The sequence below is a fragment of the Bacteroides fragilis NCTC 9343 genome, from assembly GCF_000025985.1.
In the GTDB taxonomy this organism is placed as follows: Bacteria; Bacteroidota; Bacteroidia; order Bacteroidales; family Bacteroidaceae; genus Bacteroides; species Bacteroides fragilis.
Genome location: NC_003228.3, coordinates 1,784,730 through 1,800,950 on the forward strand (window position 1 = coordinate 1,784,730; position 16,221 = coordinate 1,800,950).

At 43.2% G+C, this 16,221-nt stretch carries 15 protein-coding genes and 3 pseudogenes; 12 read left to right on the forward strand and 6 right to left on the reverse strand.

Annotation, left to right across the window (positions count from 1 at the left end):
* Positions 1–13 precede the first annotated feature (13 nt).
* A complete protein-coding gene (gene bfmB / locus BF9343_RS07010) occupies positions 14–964 on the reverse strand; it encodes a pathogenicity island mobilization protein BfmB (RefSeq protein ID WP_010992532.1) in 951 nt (316 codons plus the stop codon).
* The gene (gene bfmA, locus BF9343_RS07015; RefSeq protein WP_010992533.1) at positions 954–1,496 is read right to left on the reverse strand and encodes a pathogenicity island mobilization protein BfmA; all 543 of its coding nucleotides are present in this window, start codon (positions 1,494–1,496) and stop codon (positions 954–956) included. The genes bfmB and bfmA overlap by 11 nt, the downstream gene beginning before the upstream one ends.
* Before the next feature lie 613 nt (positions 1,497–2,109).
* On the opposite strand from bfmA, the gene BF9343_RS07020 reads away from it, so the two are divergent.
* The 7 genes and pseudogenes from BF9343_RS07020 to BF9343_RS07050 all read left to right on the forward strand — a co-directional run bounded on the left by BF9343_RS07020 (position 2,110) and on the right by BF9343_RS07050 (position 7,788).
* Positions 2,110–3,054: an amidoligase family protein gene (locus BF9343_RS07020; RefSeq protein WP_010992535.1), complete on the forward strand. Its 945-nt coding sequence runs from the start codon at positions 2,110–2,112 to the stop codon at positions 3,052–3,054.
* Entirely contained in the window at positions 3,051–3,296 is a 246-nt protein-coding gene (locus tag BF9343_RS07025) for a hypothetical protein (protein WP_009292199.1), read from the forward strand. Before BF9343_RS07020 ends, BF9343_RS07025 begins: the two co-directional genes overlap by 4 nt.
* Positions 3,297–3,561: 265 nt before the next feature.
* Entirely contained in the window at positions 3,562–3,792 is a 231-nt protein-coding gene (locus tag BF9343_RS07030) for a hypothetical protein (RefSeq protein ID WP_010992536.1), read from the forward strand.
* A 33-nt stretch (positions 3,793–3,825) separates the two neighbouring features.
* Positions 3,826–4,566: pseudogene (locus BF9343_RS07035) on the forward strand (MATE family efflux transporter); the annotation flags it as partial.
* 12 nt (positions 4,567–4,578) lie between these two features.
* Positions 4,579–5,196 carry a CatB-related O-acetyltransferase gene (locus BF9343_RS07040; RefSeq protein WP_010992538.1) on the forward strand — a complete coding sequence of 206 codons (618 nt, stop codon included), beginning with the start codon at positions 4,579–4,581 and terminating at the stop codon, positions 5,194–5,196.
* 5 nt (positions 5,197–5,201) lie between these two features.
* Positions 5,202–6,473, forward strand: a complete 1,272-nt coding sequence (locus BF9343_RS07045) for a histidine kinase dimerization/phospho-acceptor domain-containing protein (protein WP_010992539.1) — start codon at positions 5,202–5,204, stop codon at positions 6,471–6,473.
* The gene (locus BF9343_RS07050) at positions 6,466–7,788 is read left to right on the forward strand and encodes a sigma-54-dependent transcriptional regulator (RefSeq protein WP_010992540.1); all 1,323 of its coding nucleotides are present in this window, start codon (positions 6,466–6,468) and stop codon (positions 7,786–7,788) included. The genes BF9343_RS07045 and BF9343_RS07050 overlap by 8 nt, the downstream gene beginning before the upstream one ends.
* A 182-nt stretch (positions 7,789–7,970) precedes the next feature.
* Here BF9343_RS07050 and BF9343_RS07055 read toward each other — a convergent pair whose 3' ends face one another.
* From BF9343_RS07055 to BF9343_RS07065, 3 genes and pseudogenes are all read right to left on the reverse strand, one after another.
* On the reverse strand, positions 7,971–8,636 hold the full coding sequence (locus BF9343_RS07055; RefSeq protein ID WP_010992541.1) for an MAE_28990/MAE_18760 family HEPN-like nuclease: 666 nt from the start codon (positions 8,634–8,636) through the stop codon (positions 7,971–7,973).
* Entirely contained in the window at positions 8,636–9,685 is a 1,050-nt protein-coding gene (locus BF9343_RS07060) for a DUF262 domain-containing protein (protein WP_032573668.1), read from the reverse strand. The genes BF9343_RS07055 and BF9343_RS07060 overlap by 1 nt, the downstream gene beginning before the upstream one ends.
* 320 nt (positions 9,686–10,005) lie before the next feature.
* Positions 10,006–10,659, reverse strand: a pseudogene (locus BF9343_RS07065) (site-specific integrase); the annotation flags it as partial.
* On the opposite strand from BF9343_RS07065, the pseudogene istA reads away from it, so the two are divergent.
* The 3 genes and pseudogenes from istA (at position 10,627) to BF9343_RS07080 (ending at position 13,573) form a co-directional block, all read left to right on the forward strand.
* Positions 10,627–12,374: pseudogene (gene istA / locus BF9343_RS07070) on the forward strand (IS21-like element ISBf1 family transposase). The pseudogenes BF9343_RS07065 and istA sit on opposite strands and share 33 nt — an antisense overlap.
* On the forward strand, positions 12,343–13,134 hold the full coding sequence (istB, locus tag BF9343_RS07075; RefSeq protein ID WP_010992545.1) for an IS21-like element ISBf1 family helper ATPase IstB: 792 nt from the start codon (positions 12,343–12,345) through the stop codon (positions 13,132–13,134). Before istA ends, istB begins: the two are co-directional and overlap by 32 nt.
* A 37-nt stretch (positions 13,135–13,171) precedes the next feature.
* Entirely contained in the window at positions 13,172–13,573 is a 402-nt protein-coding gene (locus BF9343_RS07080; RefSeq protein WP_010992546.1) for a restriction endonuclease subunit S, read from the forward strand.
* Here BF9343_RS07080 and BF9343_RS23905 read toward each other — a convergent pair.
* Positions 13,556–14,938: a restriction endonuclease subunit S gene (locus BF9343_RS23905; RefSeq protein ID WP_407637911.1), complete on the reverse strand. Its 1,383-nt coding sequence runs from the start codon at positions 14,936–14,938 to the stop codon at positions 13,556–13,558. The genes BF9343_RS07080 and BF9343_RS23905 overlap by 18 nt on opposite strands.
* Before the next feature lie 49 nt (positions 14,939–14,987).
* On the opposite strand from BF9343_RS23905, the gene BF9343_RS07090 reads away from it, so the two are divergent.
* Together BF9343_RS07090 and BF9343_RS24100 are read left to right on the forward strand one after the other, a co-directional pair.
* Positions 14,988–15,794, forward strand: coding sequence for a tyrosine-type recombinase/integrase (locus BF9343_RS07090; RefSeq protein WP_010992548.1), 807 nt, complete (start codon positions 14,988–14,990; stop codon positions 15,792–15,794).
* Positions 15,795–15,918: 124 nt separating this feature from the next.
* The gene (locus BF9343_RS24100; protein ID WP_010992549.1) at positions 15,919–16,053 is read left to right on the forward strand and encodes a hypothetical protein; all 135 of its coding nucleotides are present in this window, start codon (positions 15,919–15,921) and stop codon (positions 16,051–16,053) included.
* Positions 16,054–16,221 lie beyond the last annotated feature (168 nt).

Consider the following 16,221-nt stretch of genomic DNA (forward strand, 5'->3'; position numbering starts at 1 on the left):
GGACAGGCCGGGGCTACAGGTCCCTTCCGGAAAGAAGATCCGTCCCCAGCCTTTTAAGTTCCTGAATAATTGCCTTTCTGGGATTTACCACAAACCGGTAAATCCGGAAGGTGTTGGCATACAGACGTCTTTCTTCCTTCAGCTCCCCTTTGAGAACTTCCTGTTTGAGCTTTGAGACCGCCTCGTTCTTCAGTTCGTTTTTGGCCTGCCAGTTCTCGGAATACTTCCTCAGGCTTTCATCCCTGGAATAGTAATTAGGGAAATAATCATATGACTGGTTGAAGCGTGAAGCGCACCGGGAGGACCATTGGGAACGGTCAAAACCTACCACGACTTCCCTGCCTTCAAGTATCTGCCGGTTTCCCCTGCTTTTTGACAGCGGGGAGAGTGATACGGTCTGCGTCCTGTCCATGCGGGAAACGATCACATGTACATGAAGCTGGAGCCCGGGCTTCTTATCTCCCGCCTTTACCCTGCCGGCCTTAACCTCCGGATCATCATTCTTATAGTGGCGTTCCGTTTCCACACGGCCGTACCAGACCAGGTCATCCCCTGATTTTATTTTCTCACGGTAGAAGTTACGGGCATATTCATCCATACATTCGCGGGTGAATTTCTTCATCTGTGCCAGCACACTCTCCTGCTCCCCGGGAGTCAGTTCCGAGAACTCCCCGACCTTCCGTCCGGTCACCCTTTCTATCAGATGTCTCTGTTCGTCACCGCTGGGATTGATGGAAAGCATATAGAATTTGTCATCGTTGCTTTTCAGGGTCCTGTGGTTGTTGTCTATATGATTCTTGACAGTCAGGGGTATAACATAATCTTTTTGCTGTGAGAAAAAATTGTCATAATAGGGACGCTCGACCTGGGACTCCTTACTCAGGTAGTCTACCAGCCGGGTGCATTTTCCCTTGTTATCCGGTACCTGCGGAGTGTTTCCCGGCCTATGCGGTTTACAATACATATTCCTCGTTGATCTTCTTGATAAGCAGCTGCAGGGTGTTGACGGGGACTCTTACATCATCGCTGTATTTTATCCTTGGAAACTTCTCCGGATCGAGCTGGTATTTCATCAGCTCGCCCAGCCGTTTGAGCTTGTCCTGGTATACGGCGGCGTCTTGGGTATGGAGATCATCCGCCTGCAGCCTTTCCTTCAATTTCCGGTTTTCATCTTTCAGATCCCGGAGCTCGTTCATCACCCGGGCATAGTCCTCCGCAAACTTGCCGTCTTTCGATTCCTTTTCACGATCCGGCTTAAAATAATCCCTTTCATAACTTCTGAGTATTTTAATAACATCCTCCATCCTTTTCTGGATCTGCACTATCGGCTGCTTGGTTATCTGTTGCGGGGTCAGTCCGGACACTTCAAAATATTCCATCATCTGGCTGATGTAAGCATTGTTAGATTGCGTACCGCTGTTTATGTCAAGCCGATATTTAACGCTGGGAGACACTCTGAGAAAACAAGTCAGTTTTTCCACTCCTTTTTGCTTCATTTTAACATCTATCTTTTTGAAACAAAGTTATTTATAAAAAAATAAGTACCAAAGGTAAACTTATTATTTTTTCAAAAACATCGCAATATATTGATAAACAATGGTTTATTAATTTCCGTAAACGATGCGTTTACACGATTTAAAGGCTTATTAACAAGATGTTACGAGCATGATGTTTACAACATGTTTATTATCGGTTAACAAAGATTTTAATATCCTGTTTATTATCAGCGCTTTGCGTTGATTTATGTTCCCGTGTGCGGGAACTCCTCTTGCTCTTCCTTATCAGGAATTTACTAAGGGACCTCCGGCCCTTAGCCCGGGACGCTTCCGAGAGGCCCGGAACATCAGGCAGGGGCATGGCTGCCGGTGAACTTCCTCCCCTGAAAAGACATGACATCGCAAAAGGGTGGGAAGGCTGCAAGGGAGAGCGACGGGCCCCCCAAAAAAATCCTCCCCATGAAAGAAAAAACACCCTGTTTCCGGTGGGACGGATACAACTTTTAGCAGAAGCGAAAGTAAGCTAATATGCTGATAAAGAGCATGCTTGAATTTGCAAGAACGGAGAAAAATCATTACCTTTGTTATATAATAATAAAGGAGATAACAAGTTATGAATGAAACAATTAGACGCATTTTAGCCGAGAGTGGAACAAAAACCTCAAAAATCCGTAAGCTTCTTCTGATCGGACTTTCACACCGTGAAATTGCCGACCTCCTTACCCGTGGAAACCGTGGCTTCGTGTGGAACGTCTATAAGAGAATGAGGGACGAGGGTCTGCTTCCCGCTTCACAGACAGCGACTGTCTTAAGACCAGAACCCGACTATACTTTTAATCGTTGCTTCGGGGTTGAGATCGAAGCCTACAACTGCCCAAGACAGACCTTGACGGATGCGCTTCGGGAGGCTGGCATCCCTGTGGAAATTGGAAGCCGTAATGCCGAGACCAACAGCAACTGGAAACTGACCACGGACGGAAGTTTGGAGGGAAGCCATACTTTTGAGCTGGTCAGCCCGATCCTCTGCGGTGAGCAGGGTTTGGAGGTACTGGAGAGGGTATGCTGGGTGCTGGACGCATACAATGTAAAGATAAATAGCAGCTGTGGAGTCCATGTACATTTTAATGCAGGTGACTTTAATCTTACAACTTGGCAGAACTTAATCCTTTCCTACAAACATGCCGAAACTGAAATAGACAAGTTCATGCCTGCCTCACGCAGGGGAAACAGAAATACCTATTGCCGTTCTCTCAGAGGGTTCTCCGATGAAGATATCAGATCGGCGGAAAGTATCGAGTCACTACAAAGACTCTTCGGCAGCAGGTACATGAAAGTAAACCTTGAAGCTTATTCACGCCACAGGACAGTGGAGTTCAGACAGCACTCGGGAACGATCAATTTTACAAAAATAGAGAATTGGGTGAGATTCTTGGGAAGAATGATTATCTTTGCATCCACAGCTTCACTTCCGGCAGGAATCAGACTGGAAGATTTTCCTTTCTTGGGGGAAAAACAAAAATTATATTATAAATTAAGAACAAAAAAATTAATGGTATGAATAATATGAATAAAAAGATATATATGTTGCCGGGGGACGAGCGTATAACCGCCTCCGATGCTAAAGAGTTTGTACATGAACTTCGCACGGGCAGTTGGATGGATTCCAACTGTACCGACGAACAGTACATGTGCAATTTTGCCGAACGTTACGTGATTCAGGCCGGTGTGAGGATTGCCACTGATACACCGGAGAATTTCCTTGCCGATTTGATTCGGACAGGATACGCCAAAGAGATGTAACGCAGGCTATTTCCTTTATTATTACACCTCCCCGTTTTTCCTTTCAAGGGAAGACGGGGTTTTTCTTTTTTGTTTGAGCAGACTTTATATAATACTTAAAACACCTGTTTATGTTTTTATTTCAACAGCATAAATACTTATAAAGTAAAAGCAAGTTTTCAGTAAATAATACTTCCATGTGCAAATAATTACTATTTGCATGTTCTTGCCGCAAGACATAGACATATATTGATTATTTGCATATATTCGTAAAAAACAACTGACTATGACTAAAGTGGTATATGTACATCTCGTTTTTGAGAAAAAAGACTATTTTTTCGGCAGTATTGCCGCCATTTATGACCATTTGAGTGCGGACCGGATCGGGGCCGGCTACCATACGCTCCGGAACGTCCGGTGGAAAGAGACTTCAGTGTATGTTACTCCGAAAGCCATCATAAAGACCGGAAGGATCCTGCGTGCCGGCAGTGGCAGAAAACAACCGATAAAACAATAAGGAACGCTCTGTAATCCAGAATATATAGGAAGTTCCGCCATCACTATCGCATCTTCATCTGCCGAAATGTGTTCGCTGGCTGTATTGGCTGCATATATGTTTCGGCACATTGATAAAAAAGCGTATGGTTTATACTGGCATATTGATATAACTATATTGAAAGAGGTATTTTCTATCTCGGTATGGAGTATGCTCCAGTTCTTTACAAGTGTAGCCATTTGGTTTCTGTTCTTCGTGGCTATCGAACGTTTGGGAGAAAAGGAATTGGCAGTATCGAACATTGTAAGAAGTGTTTCCGCACTGTTTTCCGTTATCGTCAATGCGTTGGCAGGTGTCACCGGTTCTTTGGTGAGTAACCTGATTGGAGCAGGTGAAAAGAAAAAAGTATTTCCGCTTTGCCATAAGATTATCCGTTTAGGATATGCGACAGGCATTCCACTGATTACTTTTGCGTTGTTCTTTCACCAGCACATTATAGGGGCTTATACGGAAAATCCCGCTATCATACAGCTTGCATGGCCGCCTTTTCTTGTCATGCTATTGAATTACTTCTTTGCACTACCCGGTTACGTCTATCTGAATGCTACAACAGGAACGGGAGCGACACGGACGGTATTCATTTTTCAGGTGATAACTACTATTGCTTATCTGTTCTGCTTATGGGGATTAGGTTATTGTAATGTCACGTTAGCGGCATATTGGGCAGTGGAATACTTATATGTGATACTGCTTGGTACACAATCCGTCATTTATCTTAAATATAAACAATACTAAGAACTGAAATTTATGATGAACAAGATATATCCCCGTAAAGGTGACACGCAAACCGTTTATTTGAATGCTGTCGTAAAAGACCCGTCTATCGAAATAGGCGACTATACCATTTACAATGATTTTGTTTCAGACCCGTGTCTGTTTGAGCAAAACAATGTGTTGTATCACTATCCCATTAACCATGAACGGCTGATAATTGGAAAGTTCTGTTCTATTGCTTGCGGTGCAAAATTTCTGTTCAACTGCGCCAATCATACCCTGAAATCACTATCGACTTACACGTTCCCGCTGTTTTATGAAGATTGGGAATTGGATAAGGCAAATGTGGCTTCCGCTTGGGACAACAAAGGCGACATCGTAATAGGCAATGATGTATGGATAGGCTATGAAGCCGTTATTATGGCTGGTGTCCATATCGGTGACGGTGCTATTGTTGGTACAAGGGCGGTTGTGACGAAAGATGTTCCGCCCTATACCATTGTAGGTGGTATCCCCGCAAAGGAGATACGAAAGCGGTTCAGTCCTGATATAATAGAACAGATGCAGGATTTGAAATGGTGGGACTGGTCGGTAGATAAGATACGGGAGTTTTTGCCTTATCTGAAAGATGGACGTTGGGATAAATTATAGGCAGTATGAAATCAATCAAGAATCTAATTTCACTCGGCTATTTGCTGATGGCATTATTGGTTATCGGCATAATGTATATTTGGTATAAAGAATGGTGCGATTTAGAGAAATTGGAAGTTCAAAATCGTCATATAGATACTTTTCGCCAAGAATCGCACGAAATATTTGTTTTTCTTATTGAGCTATCTTTATCGGGCGAGACTGTATTGGAGTGGGAAGATGCAGATTTGGAACATTACCATTATCAACGCATGGCAATAGACAGTATGCTATGCCGTTTCAAAACGATTTATCCGACAGAGCGCATAGACAGTGTACGCCATCTTCTCGAAGATAAGGAACGACAAATGCGTCAAATCGTGCAGGTATTTGAGCAGCAACAAGCCATCAATGATAAGATCACTCGTCAAGTACCCATAATCGTACAGAAAAGTGTGCAGGAACAACCGCAAAAACCGAAGCGGAAAGGATTTCTCGGCATATTCGGCAAGAAAGAAAAGCCAAAGCCAACCGTGACCACAACAATGCTCCGTTCCCTCGACCGGGACATGATAACCGAGCAACAAACACAAAGCCGCCGTCTGTCGGAACACACCGACAGCCTTGCGGTACGAAATGCGGAACTTAACCGGCAACTGCACGGATTTATACACCAGATGGATAAAAAGGTGCAAGCCGATCTGCAAAAACGGGAAGCCGAGATAACCGCCATGGGGGAACAGTCGTTTATGCAGATAGGTAGCCTGACAGGATTCGTCCTCCTCCTGCTGGTAATCTCATATATCATCATACACCGTAATGCCAACCGAATCAAACGGTACAAACAGAAAACGACTGATTTAATAGGACAGTTGCAACAGTCGGTAGAGCAAAACGAGGCTCTGATAGCCTCTCGCAAGAAAGCCGTGCATACCATCACCCATGAACTGCGCACACCTTTAACCGCAATAATCGGTTATACCTCGTTGATGGAAAAAGGCAATGAAGCCGTCATGCTGGATAAACTGATAACGGAAACCGAAAAGGAAATGCAGGCAATCAGGGAAGCGGGTCTAAAGAAAGACCTTCAGGAACTGGATGCCTTGACACACCACCTGCGAAGTTCATGGGAGATACTCCGTGCCGACCAACCGTTAAGGGAACTATACAAATTGCTTCATTGCGATGGCACACCTGACGATAAAACAATTGGCAATGCTGTAAAAGCTGTGCTGGATAAGGGTTCGGAAATCATCCGGCTGGCAAAAGAAGAAAGGAGAAAATACGAAAATGGATAAGACAAAAATCATCGTGGTGGAGGACAACATCGTGTATTGCGAGTTCGTCTGTAATCTGCTGGTACGCGAGGGATTCCGCACCGTGCAGGCTTTCCACCTCTCGACTGCGAAGAAATATCTGCAACAGGCCGCAGACGGGGACATCGTGGTTTCCGACCTGCGCCTGCCCGACGGCAACGGTATCGACCTGCTGCGCTGGATGCGCAAGGAAGGTATGATGCAGCCGTTCATTATCATGACCGACTATGCCGAAGTGCATACGGCGGTTGAAAGCATGAAACTCGGCTCGCTGGACTACATACCCAAGCAGCTTGTGGAGGACAAACTCGTCCCTCTGCTCCGTACCATATTAAAAGAACGGAATATCGGACGAAACCGTATGCCGGTGTTCTCCCGTGACGGCTCTGCGTTCAAAGACATCATGAAGCGGATAAGGCTGGTGGCTCCTACTGACATGAGTGTACTGATTTTCGGGGAGAACGGCACAGGCAAGGAGCATATCGCCCACCTGCTACACGACAAGAGCAAGCGGGCAGGAAAGCCGTTTGTGGCTGTGGACTGCGGTTCGCTCACCAAAGAGCTTGCGCCGTCGGCTTTCTTCGGACACGTCAGAGGGGCGTTCACGGGTGCGGACAGCACCAAGAAAGGCTATTTCCACGAGGCGGAAGGCGGTACGCTGTTCTTAGACGAGGTGGGCAACCTCGCACCGGAAACCCAGCAGATGCTTCTGCGAGCCATACAGGAACGGCGGTTCCGTCCCGTTGGCGACAAGTCTGACCGGAGTTTCAATGTCCGCATCATCGCCGCCACCAACGAGGATCTGGAGAAGGCGGTCCATGAAAAGCGTTTCCGGCAGGACTTGTTGTACCGTCTGCATGACTTCGAGATAACCGTCCCGCCGTTGCGCGATTGTCAGGAGGACGTCATGCCGCTGGCTGAGTTCTTCCGTGAAATTGCGAACCGGGAACTGGAATGCGATGTCATCGGCTTTGACGGGGAAGCCCGCAAGACATTGCTGACCCATGCGTGGCCGGGCAATGTCCGCGAGCTTCGTCAGAAAATCATGGGCGCGGTGTTGCAGGCACAGACGGGTCTTGTCACGAAAGAGCATCTGGAACTTGCCGTGACGAGGGCGACCTCACCTGTCAGCTTCGCCCTGCGCAGCGATGCGGAAGACAAGGAGCGTGTCTTACGCGCGTTGAAGCAGGCGAACGGTAACCGCAAGGTTGCCGCCGAACTGCTCGGGATAGGACGTACGACGCTGTACAACAAACTGGAAGAATATGGATTGAAGTATAAATTTCAGCAACCATAGCCGGTAGTTTGCTGAATTTGGCTATATACAAATGTGTGTGGGGCATAAAGTGAACTACACCTCAAAAGTTAGACACAAAACTTTTGAAGGTAACCATACTATTTTCCGCCCTCTTCACTAATAAATGTAGCTCCAGAATGCACTCCATAACGAAAAAGTTCTCTGTAAAAGTTGTGTTAAGATTACCTTTTTTCAAGTTTTATATAGTGCTTGTTTTCAATGTATTTGTGGAATTGCTGGTTTAGATATAAACAATACTCTTGAATCGCAATATAATATCCGTTGAGTAGGTCTTTCGTATATTGACTACCTACTTCACAGGCTGTTTTGCGGCCATGTGCTATCGCATTCCTGTTATCTGCTATCGTGCTTAATTTGTGCCCGACATCAGGATTGTTTATCGCAGGGAACTCTGCCCCAAATACTTCGCAAATCTGTTCTATTTGCTGTCTTTTCAAATTTCCAGATTGTGCTGGCATTAATGTGTTTATAATATTGCTTTTTTCCTCGTCCTTAATGCGATTGAATAAGAGCAGCCGTTTTATCCATTTTTTATCTGAAGCTTGATATAGAGCATCACATTCGCTATGTAAAAGCAATGAAAGAAGAGAAGGTTTCAGATGAGTAACTTGAACGTATTGGTCTTCATTGATTTTGTCAATAACCCTCGACACCAAATTACATACAGTATACTCAATAGCTCCATATAGATTCACAAAGAAAGAACCTTTATATAATTTCTCTTTGAAAATCTCCTGTGGAGTACTGTGAGATTCTGCAATGTTATCAAGATACCATTTAGCTTCAGAAAGTCTGTCTGTAGTCTCTTTGTCTATATCTAAAAACATTATCGAACAGAAGAAAACTTATCGAAACAAAATTTGATTCTATTTACAAACTTTGGTTTGGAGTTCGTTGCTCCAGTTATTAGCCTACTAAATTCAGGACAAGAAACCCAATCATAAAATGTCTCAATATTTAATTCATGAGAGCCTTTTGAGATGGTCTCTGCGGCACCAACTGCTACGGCCTCAAACAATACTACAGATGTTGAGTTCTTGCCAGCAGCCTTTACAAGGCCATGTGGTAAGCGCTTTAGTTGAGCGAAAGTTTCTGTAAAAATTTGCTCTGCTTCTCGGTAATTAAATTGGCGAGAAGCTTTCTCTGCATATTTATTTAAGAAATCTTTCACACTATGCTCAAATGCGTCCTTGTCATATATACATGCAAAAAATCTAAGCACAAACTCTTCAGCAGTTCCATCTGTCTTCTGTTGGCTATTTAATTTTACAGTATTGACGAAATCTGGTTTTTGAGATAATTCTTTAATGAAATTGATAAAATCACCCTTGAAAATGCAATTACGTATTTCTTGATCTGTAAGCTTAATGCCTCCTGTATTAAGACGTTCAAATAAATCAAAACGGACTAATTTGTCACTCTTATCGCTAAGTGTAATAACCTTAATGGGCTTTAAAAGAAATTCTCTCTGTAGAGTTAAGGACAAATCCTTGAACTTCTTTCCGACGAAACTGGTCAATTTTTCAAGGTCAATCAATGTCAGCGGAGTTGCTTTACCTATTTTTTCTCGTTCTGGTGTATCAATATCTGAAACAAAATTAACCACGGTACTTAGACGCTGTACCCCATCTATCACTTCCCATGTTCCATCAGAATTAGTAGCCATAAACAATGACGGAACAGGAATCCCTAAAAACAAAGATTCTACAAGCCGAGATTGACGGTCGTCACCCCAGCGAAATTGACGTTGATAGTCTGGTGATATATTAATAATGCCGTCTGAAATCATCGACACGAGTTCTTTTAGGCTCATGTCGTATGTATTGAAGTCGACTTTGCGCTTCTGCTCATTTAATTGGCTTTGTAAATCTGGCATATCTTTGCTAATTTTTGAGGCAAAGTTACAAATTTATTTTGATTTCCAACTATGTCTGAGGTGATTACGTTATGTGTGGATGCAAATATTTGAACCGTTTGACTCATAACTCGCGTTATTTTATGTTGTTTTTATAGCTTTGGGGGATAGAAGTGTTGGCTACAACGAAGAAAAATACTATCTTTGCGATTGAAAGAAGCGTTCTTTTGAATTACTGCAAAACGAAGTGAAATACAGAATTTTGCTGGTTTCCAAATAGTTACCTATTAAGCCGAGATATTTTGTAAGCTATTGAATTTTAGCGAGAAATAAAATTTTCTATGTCTCCTCACATGCCACGTCAGATGCTTGGTTGTCCCACACCGTTTCGCTATTGGATGTTGAATGTTATACAAGCATACCTGATAGCTTGGAACAGGAAATACTTTCCCGTCCGTCGCAAGGTCACGGTACTTGTTGATCAGTCGGTGCGGAATATCCAGCAAACGGATATTGGAAACCACGTTTGTCTTTTGTCGTGGAATGTTTATCCACAGACGAGCATCGAAATACGTCCGCAGGTTTTCTTCCGAAAGATTATACAGATCTGCGAAAGCCAAGCCCGTAAATGTACAAAATAAAAATAAATCCCTTATAAGTTCTTGCTTGACATTTTTCATGAGAGTATCCAAAAGACGTGCGATTTCATCTTTATTAAGAAAAGTGCGTGCCGTTTCCTCCTTTTCAATCTCATATTTCCGGAAAGGATCACGTGTGGGCCATCCATTATCAATAGCCACGTTTACCATCGTCCGCAGGGGAGCCGTATAAATCCATACCGTATTATTACAACAATGCCTGTCGGTCCGTAGATACATATCAAAGTCTTTGATAAACGCCAATGTCAGTTCCTTCAGCGCAATATCTTTCAAATGTAACCGTTGGTAAAGAAAATCTTTCAGATGATTATACACGGTCACATACTTCTCATACGTCTTGACAGATTTCATCTTTTCATCGCATTGTAGATTGTAACTTTACCAGTGGAAAAACGGAAAGTCGTATGTCTCACTTTTACAGGGGCATGATTTTTCTGCCTTGCGGGAATGTCTATCTTTGCCGGCTCAACAAAGAGACAGACACCGGAATGGAAACAAAGAGCCAAAATTTAAAAGACAAACTGTATATGTGGTACAAGGTAAGAGAACTTCAGTCGAAAGGACTGAACAAGACACAGATCGGAAAATATCTGGGCGTGGACCGGAGCACTGTGCGGAGATATCTGCGGACAAGCCGGGAAGAGCTTTTCAGAAAGCAGAACTCCCACCGGGAGTATGAACTCAAGTTGGGAAAGTACGAGGAGTATGTACGGGGTACACTGGAAGAATACCCGTACATATCGGCCGCCCGTATGCATGACTGGCTCAAGGAATGCTATCCGGATTTTCCTCGGGTATGTGACAAGACCGTATTCAATTTTGTGGACAGGATACGCAGAAAGTACGGTATCGGGAAAAAATCTGAGGTCCGGATACGGCGTGATTACGAAAAGTTGCCTGAGACCCCCTACGGGGAATATGCCCAGGCGGATTTCGGGGAGAAGTGGATACCTGTGAAGAATGGCGGAAGCACGAAGGTTTACTTCTTCGCCATCGTACTGACGCGTTCCCGCTATAAGTTTATCCATTTCAGCCGTCGTCCTTTTGATACGGAGCTTGCGATTTATGCCCATGAACTGGCCTTTCAGTATTTCGGGGGCAGGCCTGAAAAGATTATCTATGACCAGGACAGGGTGCTTATAGCACGCGAGAACCTGGGAGATTTGATACTGACCGGGAAATTTCAGTCATTCATAAAAGAGCAGCATTTCCAGCCGGTATTTTGTCGCAGGTCAGACCCTGAGTCGAAGGGGAAAGTGGAGAATGTGGTGAAGTATGTGAAAGAGAATTTTCTGGTGGCCCGTGTTTTACAGGATATCCCCGGGCTGAATGAGGAAGCCCGGAAATGGCTTGAAAGGACGGGTAATGGAAAAGTGCACGGGACCACCCGCCTGGTCCCCTCTGAGGAGTTCGCTGTGGAGAAAGGATACCTGAAACCTTATTATGGTCTACCGCAGCCACCACAGGAGCAGATGAAGGAGTATCACGTGCGTAAGGACAACACGGTCCAGTATAGGGGGAATTATTACAGCCTGCCATGCGGCACTTACCGGAGCGGGCAGACAAGGGTCTGGTTGCAGGAAACTGAGGGGTATGTGGAACTGTACAGCAAGGAGACGGGAAAAATCGTCGCCAGACATCCCCTCTGTACCCGAAAAGGAAAAACGATTTATGACGAAAGACACAGAAGGCCCAAGAGTATTGGGGCACAGAAGCTGGCCGAACGTATCCTTGTTTATGTATCCGGAAACCGGGAGGTCGCCTTGTGGATGGAGAACCTCAAGAGAAAGAAAGAACGCTATTACAAGGATAATCTGGAAGTGGTTCTGCACATGATGCCGGGCTATGACAAGGATATCTTGATAGAGGCAGTGCACATATGTCTTGATAAGGGCATCTACAATGGCGATTCCGTTAAAAGCCTGTGTGAACACGTGCACAGGAGACGGAATAAAGAAACTGAAACAGACAGGACGGACAGTTGCCCGCCGCGACAAACCGGGCTGATACAGTCTTACAATGAAATCTTCCATGGCTATGATAAAACATAAAAAGGAGCTGGTTGAATATGCACGGCACCTGAAACTACCGAACTTGGCAGAACATGTGGGTGTGATACTTCATGAAGCACAGGAGAAGCAACTGACCTATTCGGAGTTCCTGGCGAATTGTCTTGCCAGGGAAATCCAGGGCAGAGAAAGGAAAAGCTACCTGACACGGTTGAAACTCTCCGGACTCCCCGCCAAATACGATCTGGACCTGTACGACTATGACAGGGCGGAAGGAATGGATAACAGGAGGCTGCGCGAACTGCGTGAGCTGGTATGGGTGAACCAGGCATACAATCTTCTCCTGGTAGGCCCTTCCGGAACCGGCAAGACCTTTATAGCCGCCGGACTCGTGTATGAAGCCGTAAAAGCGGGATACGAAGCATATCTGATGACACTGGAGGAGCTGCTCACATGCCTGAAAACGAAAGAGGTCTCCGCACATGCGATGAAAACATACAAGCGGATCATGAAGGCCCGGCTGCTGGCCATAGACGATGCCACACTGTTCCCTTTGAAAAGAGAAGAAGCCGTGTTGCTGTTCAAACTGGTCAATGACTTCCAGGAAAGGACATCACTCATCATCACGGCAAACAAGGCACTCACCCGTTGGCTGGAAACATTGGAGGATGAAGCGGTCACAGCCGCCTTGCTTGACAGGCTGCTCTACTGCTGCGAGATTATCAGGCTCGGAGGAACAAGCTATCGCATGCAAAACAGGAAAACAATTTTTAGCAACCAAAACACGGATATAGGCACGTAAAAAGAGTTAAGGAAAGTGAAGCATCTTCGATGCTGGAGTGGGATATACTAAATTACCTAAAAAAGTGGCGCACAAATTTGCGCGCCACAATAATGGCAATTTATTAATCAATAGATGGACTGAATCACCTATGACAGTATCTCATTTTAATGATCTACTAATAACTTGTAAAGGTACTATTGGTGAAATGGCTTTTAATAGAATCGGTAGTATTCACATAGCTCGCCAAATAATGGCATTAACTGGCATTGTTGGTGACTTGGATTATATTAGATGGTTCCTTTATGCCAATGTATCATCTATAGAAAGGCAAGCTAACAGTATGATTCCTGGCATCTCAAGGGATACATTATTGAAAACATTATTACCTCTTCCACCCAAACTTGAGCAGAAGAGGATTAATAATAAAATAGTGCGTTTATTAGATGAACTGAAATAGAGAACTAATTTTTGAAGTAATCCGAATTTGTTCATTTATAGGAGGTAGCGGCACCAACATATTATGCAGGGCTTTGGATGAAAGCCCTTGTATGCCAATGCCCTTACCTCCTATATAACCATTATACTTATATGCCTGAAATATGTAGTAATAGAAGAGGGTATCTAGCTGATTGTATGAGCGTAGTTTATGAATATGGTTTTGAATACACATTGGCGTATCATAAGGCCATATAGCAGCTCGACCGATATCTCCACCTTCACATACCAACAGGTCACCATTGCTCACCGAGCACTTTTCTATTTCAGAATCTTTGAAATACATCTGTCTTACGCTAGATAAATCAAATTGCCCCCAATAGAGATTCGAAGTTGTTATATATGGAAGCATGCTACCTTCCTTGTTAGAGGCATTTAGGGCTTTACCTGTATTATGATTGAATAAAAAGCCAAGCCTGCACCATACCCAAGAATCTGGAATCTCAAAGAGGATTTCATCGTCAATACAAATATCTTTGCCGCCTATCCTCTCATAATACTTGTTATCATCACCTTTGAAGATAATGGAATCAGTGAGCGCAGATTTCTTTAGCTTACCTTCTTTTACAAGGCGTTCTTTCTCCTTGTGAATTTCGGCAAGCAACTCTTCGGCAGTTCCTTCTTCTGCTATTTGGGGCACAAGTTTGCCCTGAATAGCATCCTGAAGAATACTCTTTTTAAGAATCGAATATATGTTATTATTAAGTTCTCTCAAACACGTTTCTTGTTTTTGATACTGTTTAACCTTTGTGTCGAGTATCGTCATTCTATCAACAATTCTATTCTGTTCACAAAGTGGAGGCAGTGGAATTAGCAAGTTGTTCATTGCCATTAAAGATACATTTTTTATGGTGGTTCCAGTTGCTGCTTTAAGTGTATACTCCATAAAGAATGGCGATTGAAGTAATATATAGACGTATTCCTTTAGATCCTCTACTATTAAATTGAAATAACAAGCACTCTTTCCAAGCATAATGGGTTCATCATTATAAAAACCGATATTACCTAAAGTTCCATTTATAGAGACGAGTACTGTATGCTTATTCAGATTTTTCTTGTATTTGAGATATTCTTCCCTACTTACTTTTTTTGTATCTGGTTTTATAACTATTTTCTTATCTTGAAGATTATTACCATTAACAAAGTAGTATTCGCCATTTGGGTCATATTCAGGTGTTCCATGAATACCGTCTCCTAATAACGAAGTAATCTGACGTAATCTACACCATTCCCATCCCTTTGGAATCTCAAACGGAATCTCCTCATCAATGCACTTAACCTCACCTGTAGCAATAATCTTCTCATAATAGGAATTCAATGAATTTATAGTAAGTTATTAATGGAACAATGTCGTTCCCTCTAAATATAATTACTATATGACAGAAGAAACATTTGAAACGCTACTCGTCCAAGCGAATATGGCGAAAAATACGGTTGCAGCATATCTGTATGCCGTAAAGGAGTACAACAAGAGGCATAAAGAATTGAACAAACGCAACCTCTTGATTTATAAAACGTATCTAATTGAGACTTACAAGCCCAAGACTGTTAATCTCAGGATTCAGGCAATCAACAAGTACCTTGAATATATGGGTAAGCAGAAACTTCGCCTTAAATCCGTTAAGGTGCAACAGCGTTCTTACTTGGAAAATGTAATCACCAATGCGGATTATATCTTTCTAAAGAAAAAGTTGAAAAAGGAAGATAACCTGACGTGGTATTTCGTTGTCCGCTTCTTAGCTGCTACTGGAGCGAGAGTAAGTGAACTTATCCAGCTAAAAGTAGAGCACATTTATTTAGGCTACTACGATATTTATGCGAAAGGAGGTAAAATTAGACGAATTTATATCCCTAAGTTGCTTAAAGAAGAAACCATTGTTTGGTTGGAAGAGCACAAACGAACCTCCGGTTATCTCTTTCTGAATAGATATGGCGAAAGAATCACTACTCGTGGTATATCGCAACAACTTAAAAACTATGCTAACAAGTACGGTATGAATGAAAAAGTCATTTATCCCCACTCGTTCAGGCATCGGTTTGCCAAAAACTTTTTGGAGAAGTTCAACGATATTTCTCTGCTTGCTGACCTGATGGGACATGAAAGTATAGAAACCACCCGTATCTATCTGCGAAGGAGCAGTTCCGAACAACAGGCTATCATTGACAAGGTTATCACTTGGTAAATTGAAATCAGTAGATTAGGCGATTTGGTATCAACTAATCTACTGACTTAAAAAATAGCCCGTTTGCTTTGTCGGGTATTGAATATTCCTCCCGCTGCAATGTTGGTTTTTTAAATTGAGGGTTATGATACATGTAAATGAAAAGGCTGGATTTATGTGGCGTGTTGCTCCGCAAAGTTTCATGGTTGCCAATGTGAATCTTCGGATTGTGTTTATTACCGACATCAAATTCAAATATAAGAAATCATTTTGGATATAAGTAAGTTCCTGTTTAAATTTTTATTGGAAGAGAATAATTGTTATTATACTTAATCCGGGATAGTTTTGATAGATCCAGTTGGAGCTATCAAAGCTATCTCAGATTTTAGACAATTTCCCTATGATAATAAGAGTAAAATACCTCATGTATCTTTTATTACCATAAAGA